We start from the raw sequence: 14,235 nt of genomic DNA, 5'->3' as shown, positions 1-14,235 counted from the left end.
CCGCACCAGATCTGTGCATGCCCTAGTGCGAACGCAGGGACCCATACTCCGCGGCCTCTCATTGAAGTGATAATGCCGGATACTCTGCCTGCAACCACAATACCCTGTGGTTATGGGTCCCTGCATTCGCAGGGACGACGATTATCGAGAGAGCATGCTACAACCCTCCGCATGATTCCCTGGGAAAAGCTCGACACCGCCCGCATTCCTGGCACCGGCAGCGAACTCCGCCTGATGCGCCGCGGCACGGAGTTTTCCATCAAGCTCGGCAGCAACGAGCTGATGAACAGCCGCCTCTCGGGCTCGGAAGCCGCGCTCGCGACGCTCGCTGCGAAGAAGATCGAAAACGTCGCTAAACCGCATGTGCTGATCGGCGGACTGGGCATGGGCTTTACGTTGCGTGCCGCGCTCGCCGGGCTCGGCAGTGAAGCGCAGATCGTGGTGGCGGAGCTGGTGCCGGCGGTGGTCAGTTGGGCCCGAGGCCCGATGGCCGAAATCTTCGGCGACAGCTTGGACGACTCCCGCGTCAGCATTCGCGAGACCGATGTCACCGACATCATCCGGTCGCATCGTTCGAAGTTCGATGCCATTCTGCTCGATGTCGACAATGGACCGGAGGGGCTTACTCGTGAGGCCAACGATGCGCTCTACAACACTGCAGGCTTGCGTGCGACGCATGCCGCACTGCGACCGGGCGGCATCCTGGCCATATGGTCGTCAGGACCCAATCCCGCATTCGCAAAACGTCTTCGTGGTGCGGGTTTCGAGGTGAACGAAGTCAACATCCGCGCCACCGGCAAAGGCCGCGGCGTGCGCCACGTGATCTGGATCGCGGTGAAGAGCTGACTGGCCACCATCTCCGCTGTCGTCCCTGCGAACTCAGGGACCCATAACCACAAGTGTTGATGACAAGACTGGCCTGGAGCCACTGCGCTTGCAACGACGCACACCGGTGGTTATGGGTTCCTGCTTTCGCAGGAACGACGAGATAGATCACGCCGCCTTCGCCGCCGCACCCTGCGCATGCCCGGCGATCGCGTTGATGATCTGCGGCCACATCGGGATCGGCAGCGCGTGGCCCATGCCTTCGATCATCAGGAGCTTTGCGCCGGGGATCGATGCCGCGGTATCCTTGCCGCCTTCCGGGTGCACGAGCGGATCGACGGTGCCGTGAATGACGAGCGTCGGGATTTTCAGGTGATGCAGCCGTTCCTTGCGGCTGCCGGAGGCAAGCACCGCCCGCAACTGCCGGCCAACGCCGTTCGGATTGAGGCCGCGTTCATAGGTGCGGGCGGCCCGGGCAGGATCGAGGGCCTCGTCTTCCGGGAACGAGCCGACGCGCAGCACTTTCCAGGTCTTGGCGAACCGGTCGAAATACTCCTCCTTGGTCCGCGGCGGCGGCGCCATCAGCACGGCCGCCGCCTCGCGCGTCGGCGGCGGCACTTTTGGATTGCCCGTGGTCGACATGATCGAGGTCAGCGAACGCACCCGCTGCGGGAACGAGAGCGCGATTTCCTGCGCGATCATGCCGCCCATCGAGGCTCCGACCAGATGCGCCGACTGGATGCCGAGCACGTCCATCAGGCCGACCGTGTCCTTGGCCATGTCGATCAATTTGTAAGGTGCGGGAATCTTCAGGAACCGCAGCTTCAGCAATTCGAACGGGGTCAGCCTCCCGCCGCCGGACATGTGAGAGGATTTACCGATGTCGCGATTGTCGAAGCGGATGACGCGAAAGCCGCGCGCGGCGAGTTGGCGGCAGAAATCGTCATCCCAATGGATCATCTGGGCGCCGAGCCCCATGATCAAGAGCATCGGCTCCGCGGCCGGATCGCCAAAAATCTCGTAGCAAATATCGATGCCGTTGGCGCGGGCGATCTGAGGCGGCTGATGGGCGAGCATCGCGTGTCTTCCCTCAAGTAATATCTGGCTTCAGTAACTATGGCACGGTTTCCTGCACCGCAGAAGACGTCGCCGCGGTTGACCGGCCCGCTGCAACGGTGTGGTATGGGCCAAACACAAGCGAAGCGTGGCAAGCGCTCGTAATCTTTCGGGAGAGGGCGCTTATGGCCGACAAAGGCAACGATCCTGCCGTGATCTGGCAGACCATGATCGGGGAGATGGAGAAGGGGTTCAACTCCTTTGCCAACCAGGCGATGGCCTCGCCCGAATTCTCGAAAATGGTGAATCAGGTCGGCGGCGTCAGCGCAGGCGCGCAGAAGCAGCTCGGCGAACTGATGGAGAAATACCTGCTGGCGATGAACCTGCCGAGCCGGGCGCAGCTCGTCGGCATGGCGGAGCGGCTGCAGGCGATCGAGGGCCAGCTCAACGAGATCAAGGCGCTGTTGCATCAGGTGCACCACAATTCGCTGGCGCCGGAGAGCGGCTACGGCACGCCGCGGCCGCCGCGCACCAAGCGTCCACCCGCGGAGGGAGAGCAGAAATGAACGCTCCCGCGGGTCTCGATTTCGCTTCCATTTCGGAGAGGGTCCAGTCCGAGGTGCAGCGCGCGATCCAGCGTAGCATCAAGGGCGTCGAATATTTTTCTACCTCCGGCCCATCGCTCGGCTCGACGCCAAAGGACATCCTGGCCGCCCGCGGCACCATGAACCTCTATCACTATCGGCCGATGGCGGATGAAATCTACCGCGTGCCGATCCTGATCGTGATGGCCACCACCAACCGCGGCTACATCCTCGACATGGTGCCCGGCCAGAGCTTTATCGAGTTTCTGCTAAAGCGCGGCTACGACGTCTACATGCTGGACTGGACCGCGCCGAAGCCGGAAGAAAAATCGTTGCGGATGGAGGACTACGTCCTCGACTTCATCCCCGACTGCGTCCGCCGCGTGCAGCAGGATTGCGGCGAGCAGGACGTTACCGTGATCGGCTATTGCTTCGGCGGCGTGCTGTCGCTCTTGTATGGCTCGATCTTCCACGACGGGCCGATGAAGAATTTGATCTGCTTCACCACGCCAATCGATTTCCGTGAGATGAAGCTGTTCCAGAACTTTTCGGACCGCCGCTATTTCGACGTCGATCGCCTCGTCGACAGCGTCGGCAATGTGCCGCCCGAAATGATCCTGTCCTCGTTCGAAATGCTGCGGCCGGCGTCGCGCACCGTCAGCCAGGTGCAATTGTGGGAAAACATCTGGAACGACGAGTTCGTGAAGTCGTACCGGGTGTTCGACCGCTGGGCGACGGATACGCTGCCACTGGCGGGCGAGTATTTCCGCGACATCACCAAGAACCTGATGTGGGACAACAAACTCTATAACGGTAACATGTCGGTCGGCGGGCGTGCGGCGGATATTTCCAGGATCAAGGTGCCGATCCTGCATGCGGTCGCCGAACACGATCACATTGTGCCCTATGACGCGGCCAAGCACCTGATCGCCAAGGTCGGTTCGACCGACAAGGAAGAGGTGATCCTCAAGGGCGGTCACGTCAGCCTCGTCGCCGGCGCCAACGCGATCAAGCGGCTGTGGCCGAAACTGGATTCCTGGCTAGGTAAGAGATCAACATGAGCGAGACACGTTCCTATCCGCGCCACGTCAAGACCGATGCCGGCGAGATCGAATTCCGCATGATGGGGCGGGCGGACGAAGCCGCCGTGCTGGCATTTGCGCAAAAGCTCCCGACGCATGATCTCTTGTTTCTGCCGCGCAACATCAGCCAGCCAAAAGTGCTCTCGGCCTGGATCAACGAGATCGAGCGCGGCCAGATCGTCAGCCTGCTGGCAGTGAAGGATGGGACGGTGGTCGGCTGCGGCACCCTGGTGCGCGACCCGCATTCATGGTCGCCCCATGTCGGCGAGATCCGGATGGTGGTCTCGCTTGATGTCCGCGGGCAGGGGGTCGGCCGGGCGCTGTCGCAGGAAACGTTTGCGCTGGCGCTGGGCGCCGGGCTGGAAAAGCTGTCGGTACAGATGACGGTCGACCAGCAAGCGGCGATCGCTCTGTTCGAGAGCCTTGGCTTCAGGGCCGAGGCCCTGCTGCGGGACCACGCCCGGGATGTCGACGGCAAGAAGCACGATATCGTCGTGCTCGGGCACAATGTGGCGCAAGTTCGGGCACAGATGGAAGCCTACGGGCTGCCGGGGGCTGTGCAGCACTAGCCGACACAAAATCGCGAAAACAACCCCATGCAAAGTAGACGGGGCGGCTCCGGCATTAGCCTAAAGTGCAACTTTTGCCGGTTCTCTGGGCGGACCGCCCATTTAGCAGGCTTTTCACGAATTCGTGATGTCGCGCTGCAACATTAATGTTGCGACGCACCATTAACTATGGCACAACGCGCGTGCCCCGGGCCAATCCGGACGGGGTGAGCCCATAGCTCAAACCTGAGGATGGAGAGACCCCTATGACCACCGAAACCAACTCCGTGCTGAACACCGTCAAGGATGCGTTCGCCCCCGTCACCGAGGCGTTCACCAAGCTCCAGAACCTGGAAGTTCCGGAAGCTGCCCGTGAGTTCGTAAAGAAGCAGGCCGAGACCGCCAAGGTTCGCGCCGCCGACATGCATGCCGGTTCCGAGAAGGTCACTGCTGCCATCGAGACCGCCGTTGCCGGTTCGGTTTCCGAGGCCGCCAAGATTAGCCGCAACATCCAGCAGGCGCTTTACCAGGACGCGGAAGCGTTCTTCGCCGGCATCGACAAGCTCGCTTCGGCGACGTCGCTGAGCGAAGCTGCCCAGATCCAGTCGGACCTGGTCCGTGCGCGCGGCGAAGTGCTCGTCACGCGGGCGAAGGCCACCACCGAATATCTCGGCAAGCTCGTCGCCGACGGCGCCAAGACCGCGCAGGACAATTTTGCCAAGGTCTATACCAAGACCGCCTGATCGCGATCGCCTGACAACTGCCGTTTTCGAAGGCCCGCTTTTGCGGGCCTTCTTTTTGTCCTCTCCTCGTCATGACCTGTTGCCGTCATTGCGAGGAGCGATAGCGACGAAGCAATCCATCCTTCCGGTGCGGCGACATGGATTGCTTCGCTTCGCTCGCAATGACGGTTAGTCTGATGCGGACGCGAACCGTTCCTCGAAAGCCGTCATGACCCTTCCCGCCACCTTCGTCATCGACTCTCCCGGCGACGCGATCCGCGCTGCCGAGTTGCGGCGCGTGAAGATTTTGGCAACGTCGGTGCTGGCGGCGACGTTTGCGATCTTCCTCGCCGCACGAGCGCTGCTGCCGATGCATCCCGCCTTCGGCTTCATCGCGGCGTTTGCGGAAGCTGCCACCATCGGCGGCCTGGCCGACTGGTACGCCGTGGTAGCGCTGTTCAAACGGCCGCTGGGATTGCCGATTCCGCACACCGCAATCATCCAAAGCAACCAGCACCGCATCGCCGACAAGCTCGGCGAGTTCATCGAGAAGCATTTCCTGGAAGCAGCTCCCGTCGAGGCCAAGCTGCGGCAGATCGATTTCGGCGCGTTCATCGCCGACTGGCTGCGCGACCGCAAGCGCAGCGAGGATCTCGCACGCTTTGCGCTGCGTCTATTGCCCGAAGCGGTGGCGGCGACGGAGACCTCCGGGCTGATGACGTTCGTCAGCCGCCGCATCACCGCGCAACTGATGTCGATCGATCTCGCGCCGCTCGCCGCCGGAACACTGCGCGCATTCGTGAAGGAGGGGCGGCATTCAGGCCTGCTCGATGACATCCTGCGCGCGGTGCATCAGACCATGACGCAGGCCGAAACTATGGCGATGATCCGCGAAAAGATCCGCGCCGAATTGCCGACGCTGCTAAAGCTCTATCGCGCCGACAAGTTCCTGGTGAACAAGATCGTGGCTTCCGCCACCGCCTTCTTCGAAGAAGTCCGCAACGATCCCGCGCATCCGTTCCGCGGCGAGTTCGATCGCATGGTGATGACCTTCGTCGATCGCCTCGGCACCGATCCAAGCTACGCCGAGCGGATCCAAGGGTTGAAGCGCGATCTCCTGGCGCGTCCCGAAGTGACGGGTCTCGCACGCCACATCTGGGCCAACGCACGCTCGTTCTTCGAACGCAGCGCCTCGGGCGAGACCCAGGTGTTGGAGCAATATCTGGTGCGCATGTTCGTGAAAGCGGGCGAGGCGCTGGCCGGCGATGCCGAGCTGCGCACAGAGATCAACCAGGGGCTCGTGGCGGTGTTGCGCACCGTGGTCGCCGAACAGAAGAGCGGCGTCTCGACCTTCATCTCCGACCAAGTGAAGTCCTGGGACATGGGGCAGTTGATCTCGCTGATCGAAATCAACATCGGCCGCGACCTGCAATACATCCGCTTCAATGGATCGCTGATCGGCGGGCTAGCGGGATTGGCGCTGTACACCCTCGAATACCTGCTGCGGCTGCTGTGACTAATTCATCACGTCAACGCTTTCGTTATCCGAGATGTGATCTGCACTGCTTGCAAGGGGAAAGCCGGTTTCCTAGCTTTTTGTGGAACTCTATTGCAGTGCCGAACGATTCCACCGCGTTAGCGTCTAACTGAACCGGTGGCCGGCTGCCGCGACGTAAGGGGCCGAGCCCGAGAGGAGATATGATGTCCGTTGCTGCGCAGACGCTTGCCCCGCCATCCAGAACCCTGATGCTTCTGGAGGGGCGTGCCATTCACGAACTCGGCGCGTTTCTGGGGGCACTGCCATTGCTGAGTCTGGCGCCACGCGGCGACGGGCACCCCGTGCTGGTGTTGCCCGGCCTTGTTGCATCCGACACCTCGACGCGGCCGCTGCGCAGCTTCCTGCGCACGCGCGGCTATGCCGTCAGCGGCTGGCGTCAGGGGCGCAACCTCGGCCTGCGCCACGGCGTGCAGAACGCCATGGTCGATCTGGTGCAGGAGTTGAACGACACGCACGGCCGCAAGGTCTCGCTGGTCGGCTGGAGCCTCGGCGGTCTCTACGCGCGCCAGCTTGCCAAGATGATGCCGGAGCGCGTGCGCTCGGTGATCACGCTCGGCAGCCCGTTTGCGTCGGGACCGAAGGCGACCAACGCCTGGCGCGTCTACGAAATGGCGAGCGGCCGCCGCGCCGACGAGGAGGACGCCCGGTTCGGCGGCGCGCTGTCGGCCACGCCGCCGGTGCCGACCACCGCGATCTTCAGCCGCACCGACGGCATCTGCGCCTGGCAGGGCTGCATGGAAAAGACGTCGGCGACATCCGAGAGCATCGAGGTCGAGAGCAGCCATTGCGGCATGGGCCATCATCCGGCGGTCGTGTACGCGGTGGCCGATCGCCTGGCGCAGCCGGAAAGTGAATGGTCGCCGTTCGATCGAAGCGGCTGGCGCAGCGTGGTTTACCCGAATCCGCATCGCTGAAGCGGTGCCGCGAACTCCGACAGCCTCGCCCCGCCTGCGGGGAGAGGCCGGATCGCATCGACAGATGCGATCCGGGTGAGGGGACTCTCCGCGCACTCAGCTCCAGCGAATTTGCGGAAGCAGCCCCTCACCCCAACCCTCTAAGAGCGAGCTTCGCTCGTCTCGACCCCGTGAAGGACGGGGAGAGGGAGGCAGCCACCGATTGTCGCTCTCCCGCAAAACGCGCTATGCCTTGACGCATGCCGCCGCCGCTTGCCCGCATCATTCAGCAGTTGAAGCGCGAACCGTCGCGCACCGGCTCCATTATCATCACCGTATTCGGCGATGCCATCGTGCCCCGTGGCGGCTCGGTATGGCTTGGCACGCTGCTCGAATTTTTCGAGCAACTCGACATCGACGCCAGCGTGGTGCGCACCGCAATGTCGCGGCTGACGGCCGACGGCTGGTTCGAGCGCGTTAAAGTTGGCCGCAACAGTTTCTATCGCCTGGTGCAAGGCGAGCGGCAGACTTTCGATATCGCGACCAAACACATTTACGGCCCGCCAGCCTCCGACTGGACCGGGCGGTTTGAGCTGCTGCTGATCGGCAATGGCGGAGATCGCGACGCCGCGCGCGAGGCGTTGAAGAACGCTGGCTTCGGCAGTCCGCTGCCGGGCGTATGGGTGGCGCCGTCGGGCGTGCCGGTACCTACGGAAGCCTCCGGCGCCATTCGTCTCGAAGTGTCGGCGGAAGACGACAGCGGGCGGCGTCTGCTCAGCGAAAGCTGGCCGCTCGATCGTACCGCCGACGCCTATCAGAAATTCATGAAGACCTTCGAGCCGCTGCACGGCTGGCTCGGTCGCGGCGAGCGGCTGACCGAGGCCGACGCGTTCACCGCGCGGATTCTCCTGATCCACCATTACCGTCGCGTCGTGCTGCGCGACCCGTTGCTGCCGACCGCGCTATTGCCCGCGGACTGGCCGGGCAGGGCCGCCCGAACGCTCTGTGGCGAGATCTATCGCGCGCTGCTTCCCGCGTCTGAAGAATGGCTTGATCGCCATGCCACCAACGAAAACGGACCCCTGCCAAAGCCCGGCGGGGAACTTTCGAAGCGGTTTGATGGGCGATAGATATGTTACAGAAATGTATTGCATATCATAATTTGTGTTATATATTGCCTCCCAACAAATACTGGGAGGTCCGCCATGTACACGCAGGCGCTCAACACGTCCGACGGCGACGACCGCCACATTGAGGACGCCACGCGGGCTGCGCAGTTTCAGGCGCGCATCGATGCCGACGAGCGCATCGAGCCCAACGACTGGATGCCGGCCGCCTACCGCAAGACGCTGACGCGGCAGATTTCGCAGCACGCGCATTCCGAAATTGTCGGCATGCTGCCCGAAGGCAACTGGATCACCCGCGCGCCGTCGCTGCGCCGCAAGGCGGCGCTGCTCGCCAAGGTGCAGGATGAATGCGGCCACGGGCTTTATCTCTATGCCGCCGCCGAGACGCTCGGTTCTTCGCGCGAAGAGCTGGTCGACGCGATGCTCGCGGGCAAGGCAAAATATTCCTCGATCTTCAATTATCCGACGCTGACCTGGGCCGACATCGGCACCATCGGTTGGCTGGTCGACGGCGCGGCGATCATGAACCAGATCCCGCTGTGCCGCTGCTCCTATGGTCCTTACGCGCGAGCGATGATCCGCGTCTGTAAGGAGGAATCGTTTCACCAGCGCCAGGGCTTTGAAATCATGCTGACGCTGTGCCGCGGCACTGACGAGCAGAAGGCGATGGCGCAGGATGCGCTGAATCGCTGGTGGTGGCCGGTCTTGATGATGTTCGGTCCGCCCGACCAGGTCAGCCAGCACAGCGACACTTCGACCAAGTGGAAGATCAAGCGCTTCTCCAATGACGAGCTGCGGCAGAAATTCGTCGACGCCACGGTGCCGCAGGCGCAGTTCCTGGGACTGACCATTCCCGATCCCGACATGAAGCAGAACGCGAACGGTAATTGGGAATATAGCGCAATCGATTGGGACGAGTTCAAGCAGGTGCTGGCCGGTAACGGCCCCTGCAACCGCGACCGTCTAGCGGCTCGGCGCAAGGCGCATGAGGACGGCGCCTGGGTGCGTGAGGCGGCGATGGCCTATGCCGAGAAACGCCGGCAACGGTCGGCGCTGCAGGCAGCCGAATAGGAGAGACGCGATGGCGACGCCGAACATTCCGCTCTGGGAAGTTTTCATCCGCAGCCGCAACGGGCTGGCGCACAAGCATGTCGGCTCGCTGCATGCCACCGACGCCACGCTGGCGCTGCAGGCTGCGCGCGACATCTACACCCGCCGCGGCGAGGGCCTCTCGATCTGGGTGGTGCCGTCGAGCGCCATCACCGCGTCCGATCCGTCCGAGAAAGGCATGATGTTCGAGCCGGCGGAATCGAAGATCTACCGGCACCCGACATTTTACGACGTGCCCGACGAAGTCGGGCATATGTAGGTCTTTCCGTCATCAATGACGACCGCTAGCAGGTGATTGAAATGGCTGTAGCCAACATCCAGGTATCCGAAACGCCGCTGGTGCTCTACACCCTGCGCCGCGCTGACGATGCGTTGATCCTTGGCCATCGGCTGTCGGAATGGTGCGGCCATGCGCCGATGCTGGAAGAGGACATGGCGCTCGCCAATATGGGTCTCGATCTGCTCGGCCAGGCGCGCGAGCTCTATACCTACGCGGCCAAGGTCGAGGGCAGGGGCAACGACGAGGACAAGTTCGCTTATCTCCGCGACGTCAGGCAGTATCGCAATCTCCTGCTGCTGGAACAGCCGAACGGCGATTTCGCGCGCACCATGGTGCGGCAGTTCTTCTATGCTGCGTTCGCCGATCTCTATTGGCGCGCGATGATGCGTTCTACCGACGCGACGCTGGCGGCGATTGCGGCGAAATCGGAAAAGGAAAGCGCCTATCACGTCAGGCATTCCTCGGAATGGATCGTCCGTCTCGGCGACGGCACCGAGGAAAGCCGCCGCCGCGCGCAAGGAGCGATCGACGAGCTCTGGGCTTTCACTGGCGAGATGTTTGAGGTCGACGACAGCGAGCGCGGCCTGATCGATGGCGGCATTGCGATCGACCCTGCCAACTTGCGTCCGCAATGGCTGAAGACGGTATCGGATGTCGTCCGCGAAGCGACGCTTGTTTTGCCTGATAATAACTGGATGCAGCAGGGCGGCCGCAGCGGGCGGCACAGCGAGCATCTCGGTCATCTCCTGAGCGAATTACAATCGATGCAGCGGACGTTTCCGGGGGCGACATGGTAACGGCCATCCAGAGCGACACTGATCTGCGCCGCCGCGCCTGGGAGGCCGCTTCACAGGTGGTCGATCCCGAAATACCGGTGCTTACGATCGCCGATCTCGGCGTACTGCGCGACGTCGAGGTTCATGAAGGCCGCGTCGAGGTCGCGATTACGCCCACTTACTCCGGCTGTCCGGCAATGTACATGATCGCGCTCGAGATCGAGCTGGCACTGGAACGCGCCGGAATGCCGCGCCCGACGGTCCGCACCGTGCTGTCGCCCGCCTGGACCACGGACTGGATGAGTGAGGACGGCCGCAACAAGCTCCGGGAATACGGCATCGCCCCACCGCAGGCATCGAACTCGCGCCGCGCGCTGTTCGGCGAACAGCAGGTGGCGTGCCCGCAATGCGGCTCTGATAATACCGAGTTGCTGTCCGAATTCGGCTCGACCTCTTGCAAGGCGCTGTGGCGTTGCAAGGCCTGCTGCGAACCCTTTGATTATTTCAAGTGTCATTGACCATGTCCGTCGCGCCGCGTTTCCATCGTCTTGCCGTTAACGACCTCCGTCGCGAGGCGGCCGATGCGGTATCGATGACGTTTGCGATCCCGAAGGAGCTGGAAGGCGACTACAGCTTTGCGCCGGGACAATACCTCACTTTGCGTACCACGATGGACGGCGAGGAAGTGCGCCGCTCCTATTCGATCTGCTCTGGGCCTGACGATGGCGAGCTGCGCATCGCGGTGAAGAAGGTCGATGGCGGCGCGTTTTCGAACTGGGCAGCGGACGAATTGAAGGCCGGCGACGAACTCGAGGTGATGACGCCGACTGGCCGTTTCGGCGTCGCCCCTGCGCCGGATGAGGCGAGGGTCTATGTCGGATTTGCCGCAGGAAGCGGCATCACGCCGATCCTGTCGATCGTCAAGGGCGTGCTGGCGCGCGAGCCGAACAGCCGGTTCTTCCTGTTTTACGGCAATCGCACGACGTCAAACATGCTGTTCCTCGAAGAACTCGAGGAACTGAAGGACCGCTTCATGCAGCGGTTGTCGCTGTTTCATGTCATCTCGGGCGAGGATCAGGATATCCCGATCCTGCATGGCCGGCTCGATGGCGCGAAAGTGCGCGTGCTGCTGCGCTCGCTGGTGCCCGCCTCGAGTGTCGATCACGTCTTCATCTGCGGCCCCATGGGTATGAGCGAGGAGATCGAGACCACTTGCCGCGAGCTCGGCATTGCGGAGGACCGCATCCATGTGGAGCGCTTTGTCTCGGAATTCGGCGGCAAGCCGCGCGCGAAGAAGATTGTCGAGCCGTCCGCGCCGCCGAAGGCGATCGCCTCGCTGATCATCGACGGCAAGCGCCGCGAGGTGCCGGTCGCCGAAGGAGAGGCCATTCTCGACGCCGCGTTGCGCGCCGGCATGGATTTGCCGTTCGCCTGCAAGGGCGGCATGTGCTCGACCTGCCGCGCCAAACTGGTCGAGGGCGAGGCGCAGATGGAAGTCAACTATTCGCTGGAGCCGTGGGAGCTGAAGGCGGGATTTATCCTGACCTGCCAGGCGCGGCCGTGCTCGGACAAGGTCGTGGTGGACTACGACCATGTGTGACGGCAACGTCATTCCGGGGCGCGAAGCGAACTAGGATGTGCAACTGCACATCCGAGAATCTCGAGATTCTCAGGTGCGCAATTGCGCACCATAGTTCGCGTCGTCGACGCGCCCCGGAATGACTCGGCAAGAAACTCGGGATCGTTGACACCTCAGGTGCTTCGTTCCCAGACTGACCGACTGCGTAACGAGGCTTGATAACAAGCCCGGTAACAGGGAGAGAACGTCGTGGATCTGTCTCGCAGAGCGGGCAACCCGCTATGAACGTCGCGCTATCACCCGACGAGATCGCCCGCGCCTGCGCGGAGGCGATGTGGAAGGAAGACGACGCCAGCAAGGGCCTCGGCATGAAAATTGTCGAGGTCAGGCCGGGGCAGGCGACGCTGACGATGACGGTGCAGCCGCACATGGTCAACGGCCAGCGCATTGCCCATGGCGGCTTCATTTTTCTCCTTGCCGATTCCACCTTCGCCTTTGCCTGTAATTCCCGCAATGAGCGCGCAGTCGCTGCGCAATGCGATATCGCCTTCATCCGCCCGGGAAAGCTCGGCGACGTGCTGGTCGCGACCGCGCGGGAAGTTTCGCGCAACGGTCGCTCGGGGATCTATGACGTCCGCGTCACATCGGGCGATGTCGTGATTGCGGAGTTCCGCGGTCATTCCCGCACCGTCACCGGGACGTGGCTGCCGGCCGCGGACGAAGAGACCAAACAAAAATAGCAAGCGAGAGGAACACGCCATGGCCATGGCAAGCTTGAAATCCAGCGGAAGCGGTTACGGCGCTGAATTGGATGAGGCCGAGCGCGCCTCGCGCGACGAGATCATGGCGCTACAGACCAAGCGCCTCGCCTGGTCGCTCCGGCACGCCTACGACAATGTAGCGCATTACAGGAAGGCGTTTGACGCGGCCGGCGTGCATCCCTCCGATTTCAAGCAGCTCTCTGATCTCACGAAATTCCCATTCACGGCGAAGACCGACCTCCGCGACAATTATCCTTTCAAAATGTTCGCCGTGCCGCGCGAAAAGCTGGTCCGCGTCCACGCGTCCTCGGGCACAACGGGCAAGCCGATCGTGGTCGGCTATACGCAAGGCGATATCGATATCTGGTCGGAGGTGATGGCGCGCTCGATCCGCGCTGCCGGCGGCCGCACCGGCATGATCATTCACAATGCCTACGGCTACGGCCTGTTCACCGGCGGACTCGGCGTGCACTACGGCGCGGAAAGACTGGGCTGCACGGTGGTGCCGGTCTCCGGCGGCATGACCGAGCGCCAGGTGCAACTGATCAACGATTTCAAGCCTGATATCATCACGGTGACGCCGAGCTACATGCTGGCCATTCTCGACGAGTTCAAGCGGCAGGGGCTCGATCCGCGTCAGTCGTCGTTGAAGGTCGGCATCTTCGGCGCCGAGCCCTGGACGAATGCGATGCGCGCCGAGATCGAGCAGACTTTTGACATGGACGCGACCGATATTTACGGGCTATCGGAAGTGATCGGCCCCGGCGTGGCGCAGGAATGCGTTGAGACCAAGGACGGCCTGCATATCTGGGAGGATCATTTCTATCCGGAGGTAATCGACCCCGAGACCGGCGTGGTGTTGCCGGACGGCGAGAAGGGCGAACTGGTATTCACTTCTCTGACCAAACAGGGCTTCCCGATCATCCGCTACCGCACCCGTGACCTGACGCGGCTGTTGCCAGGCACCGCGCGCCCGGGCATGCGGCGCATGGAGAAGGTCACCGGCCGCTCCGACGACATGATCATCCTGCGCGGCGTCAACGTGTTCCCGACCCAGATCGAGGAGGCGTTGCTGGCGACCGACTGGTGCGGCGGCCATTTCATCATCGAACTGACGCGCGAAGGGCGCATGGACGAGATGACTGTGCTCGCCGAAGTCCGTCCCGAAAGCTGGGACGGCAGCGGGCTGCTCGCGCACGCCGAGAAAGTTGCGCTGTTCATCAAGAATACCATCGGTATCACCGCGCGCGTCAAGGCAGTGGCGCCGGAAACGCTGGAACGTTCGCTCGGCAAGGCGAAACGTGTTTACGACAAGCGGCCGAAAGGGTAACTCC

16 protein-coding genes are annotated in these 14,235 nt (G+C 62.7%); 15 read left to right on the top strand and 1 reads right to left on the bottom strand.

Annotation, left to right across the window (positions count from 1 at the left end; genetic code table 11):
- The first annotated feature begins 171 nt into the window (after positions 1 to 171).
- Positions 172 to 846: a spermidine synthase gene (locus KJQ96_RS32110; RefSeq protein WP_213290363.1), complete on the top strand. Its 675-nt coding sequence runs from the start codon at positions 172 to 174 to the stop codon at positions 844 to 846.
- A gap of 147 nt (positions 847 to 993) precedes the next feature.
- Here KJQ96_RS32110 and KJQ96_RS32105 read toward each other — a convergent pair whose 3' ends face one another.
- Positions 994 to 1,902, bottom strand: a complete 909-nt coding sequence (locus tag KJQ96_RS32105) for an alpha/beta fold hydrolase (protein WP_213290362.1) — start codon at positions 1,900 to 1,902, stop codon at positions 994 to 996.
- Positions 1,903 to 2,066: 164 nt separating this feature from the next.
- On the opposite strand from KJQ96_RS32105, the gene KJQ96_RS32100 reads away from it, so the two are divergent.
- The 14 genes from KJQ96_RS32100 (at position 2,067) to paaK (ending at position 14,231) form a co-directional block, all read left to right on the top strand.
- Positions 2,067 to 2,447, top strand: coding sequence for a hypothetical protein (locus KJQ96_RS32100; protein ID WP_213290361.1), 381 nt, complete (start codon positions 2,067 to 2,069; stop codon positions 2,445 to 2,447).
- On the top strand, positions 2,444 to 3,526 hold the full coding sequence (locus tag KJQ96_RS32095) for an alpha/beta fold hydrolase (protein ID WP_213290360.1): 1,083 nt from the start codon (positions 2,444 to 2,446) through the stop codon (positions 3,524 to 3,526). Before KJQ96_RS32100 ends, KJQ96_RS32095 begins: the two co-directional genes overlap by 4 nt.
- Positions 3,523 to 4,116, top strand: coding sequence for a GNAT family N-acetyltransferase (locus tag KJQ96_RS32090; RefSeq protein WP_213290359.1), 594 nt, complete (start codon positions 3,523 to 3,525; stop codon positions 4,114 to 4,116). Before KJQ96_RS32095 ends, KJQ96_RS32090 begins: the two co-directional genes overlap by 4 nt.
- Before the next feature lie 245 nt (positions 4,117 to 4,361).
- A complete protein-coding gene (locus KJQ96_RS32085; RefSeq protein ID WP_213290358.1) occupies positions 4,362 to 4,838 on the top strand; it encodes a phasin in 477 nt (158 codons plus the stop codon).
- Between the two features lie 208 nt (positions 4,839 to 5,046).
- Positions 5,047 to 6,333 carry a DUF445 domain-containing protein gene (locus KJQ96_RS32080; RefSeq protein WP_213290357.1) on the top strand — a complete coding sequence of 429 codons (1,287 nt, stop codon included), beginning with the start codon at positions 5,047 to 5,049 and terminating at the stop codon, positions 6,331 to 6,333.
- Positions 6,334 to 6,518: 185 nt separating this feature from the next.
- Complete coding sequence (locus KJQ96_RS32075) at positions 6,519 to 7,289, top strand: triacylglycerol lipase (protein ID WP_213290356.1); 771 nt, start codon at positions 6,519 to 6,521, stop codon at positions 7,287 to 7,289.
- Positions 7,290 to 7,528: 239 nt separating this feature from the next.
- Positions 7,529 to 8,398 (top strand): phenylacetic acid degradation operon negative regulatory protein PaaX, encoded by an 870-nt coding sequence (gene paaX / locus KJQ96_RS32070; RefSeq protein WP_213290355.1) that lies wholly within the window; start codon positions 7,529 to 7,531, stop codon positions 8,396 to 8,398.
- Between the two features lie 75 nt (positions 8,399 to 8,473).
- Entirely contained in the window at positions 8,474 to 9,466 is a 993-nt protein-coding gene (gene paaA, locus KJQ96_RS32065; protein WP_213290354.1) for a 1,2-phenylacetyl-CoA epoxidase subunit PaaA, read from the top strand.
- A gap of 10 nt (positions 9,467 to 9,476) precedes the next feature.
- The gene (gene paaB / locus KJQ96_RS32060) at positions 9,477 to 9,764 is read left to right on the top strand and encodes a 1,2-phenylacetyl-CoA epoxidase subunit PaaB (protein ID WP_057844448.1); all 288 of its coding nucleotides are present in this window, start codon (positions 9,477 to 9,479) and stop codon (positions 9,762 to 9,764) included.
- Between the two features lie 41 nt (positions 9,765 to 9,805).
- Complete coding sequence (gene paaC / locus KJQ96_RS32055) at positions 9,806 to 10,582, top strand: 1,2-phenylacetyl-CoA epoxidase subunit PaaC (protein ID WP_213290353.1); 777 nt, start codon at positions 9,806 to 9,808, stop codon at positions 10,580 to 10,582.
- Positions 10,576 to 11,079: a 1,2-phenylacetyl-CoA epoxidase subunit PaaD gene (paaD, locus tag KJQ96_RS32050; RefSeq protein WP_213290352.1), complete on the top strand. Its 504-nt coding sequence runs from the start codon at positions 10,576 to 10,578 to the stop codon at positions 11,077 to 11,079. Before paaC ends, paaD begins: the two co-directional genes overlap by 7 nt.
- Positions 11,080 to 11,081: 2 nt before the next feature.
- A complete protein-coding gene (paaE, locus tag KJQ96_RS32045; RefSeq protein ID WP_213290351.1) occupies positions 11,082 to 12,161 on the top strand; it encodes a 1,2-phenylacetyl-CoA epoxidase subunit PaaE in 1,080 nt (359 codons plus the stop codon).
- Positions 12,162 to 12,421: 260 nt separating this feature from the next.
- Entirely contained in the window at positions 12,422 to 12,880 is a 459-nt protein-coding gene (gene paaI, locus KJQ96_RS32040; protein ID WP_213290350.1) for a hydroxyphenylacetyl-CoA thioesterase PaaI, read from the top strand.
- 19 nt (positions 12,881 to 12,899) lie between these two features.
- Complete coding sequence (gene paaK, locus KJQ96_RS32035; RefSeq protein ID WP_213290349.1) at positions 12,900 to 14,231, top strand: phenylacetate--CoA ligase PaaK; 1,332 nt, start codon at positions 12,900 to 12,902, stop codon at positions 14,229 to 14,231.
- Positions 14,232 to 14,235 lie beyond the last annotated feature (4 nt).

This window comes from Bradyrhizobium sp. sGM-13, assembly GCF_018398875.1.
Taxonomy (GTDB): Bacteria; Pseudomonadota; Alphaproteobacteria; order Rhizobiales; family Xanthobacteraceae; genus Bradyrhizobium.
The sequence above is the reverse complement of the archived record's forward strand: the minus strand, read 5'-3'. Positions and strand labels throughout refer to the sequence as shown.

What these genes read in the sequence shown, in the direction of transcription:
- KJQ96_RS32110 (WP_213290363.1), top strand. Translation starts at nt 172, where the DNA reads ATGATTCCCTGGGAAAAGCTCGACACCGCCCGCATTCCTGGCACCGGC.
- KJQ96_RS32105 (WP_213290362.1), bottom strand. Translation starts at nt 1,902, where the DNA reads ATGCTCGCCCATCAGCCGCCTCAGATCGCCCGCGCCAACGGCATCGAT.
- KJQ96_RS32100 (WP_213290361.1), top strand. Translation starts at nt 2,067, where the DNA reads ATGGCCGACAAAGGCAACGATCCTGCCGTGATCTGGCAGACCATGATC.
- KJQ96_RS32095 (WP_213290360.1), top strand. Translation starts at nt 2,444, where the DNA reads ATGAACGCTCCCGCGGGTCTCGATTTCGCTTCCATTTCGGAGAGGGTC.
- KJQ96_RS32090 (WP_213290359.1), top strand. Translation starts at nt 3,523, where the DNA reads ATGAGCGAGACACGTTCCTATCCGCGCCACGTCAAGACCGATGCCGGC.
- KJQ96_RS32085 (WP_213290358.1), top strand. Translation starts at nt 4,362, where the DNA reads ATGACCACCGAAACCAACTCCGTGCTGAACACCGTCAAGGATGCGTTC.
- KJQ96_RS32080 (WP_213290357.1), top strand. Translation starts at nt 5,047, where the DNA reads ATGACCCTTCCCGCCACCTTCGTCATCGACTCTCCCGGCGACGCGATC.
- KJQ96_RS32075 (WP_213290356.1), top strand. Translation starts at nt 6,519, where the DNA reads ATGTCCGTTGCTGCGCAGACGCTTGCCCCGCCATCCAGAACCCTGATG.
- paaX (WP_213290355.1), top strand. Translation starts at nt 7,529, where the DNA reads ATGCCGCCGCCGCTTGCCCGCATCATTCAGCAGTTGAAGCGCGAACCG.
- paaA (WP_213290354.1), top strand. Translation starts at nt 8,474, where the DNA reads ATGTACACGCAGGCGCTCAACACGTCCGACGGCGACGACCGCCACATT.
- paaB (WP_057844448.1), top strand. Translation starts at nt 9,477, where the DNA reads ATGGCGACGCCGAACATTCCGCTCTGGGAAGTTTTCATCCGCAGCCGC.
- paaC (WP_213290353.1), top strand. Translation starts at nt 9,806, where the DNA reads ATGGCTGTAGCCAACATCCAGGTATCCGAAACGCCGCTGGTGCTCTAC.
- paaD (WP_213290352.1), top strand. Translation starts at nt 10,576, where the DNA reads ATGGTAACGGCCATCCAGAGCGACACTGATCTGCGCCGCCGCGCCTGG.
- paaE (WP_213290351.1), top strand. Translation starts at nt 11,082, where the DNA reads ATGTCCGTCGCGCCGCGTTTCCATCGTCTTGCCGTTAACGACCTCCGT.
- paaI (WP_213290350.1), top strand. Translation starts at nt 12,422, where the DNA reads ATGAACGTCGCGCTATCACCCGACGAGATCGCCCGCGCCTGCGCGGAG.
- paaK (WP_213290349.1), top strand. Translation starts at nt 12,900, where the DNA reads ATGGCCATGGCAAGCTTGAAATCCAGCGGAAGCGGTTACGGCGCTGAA.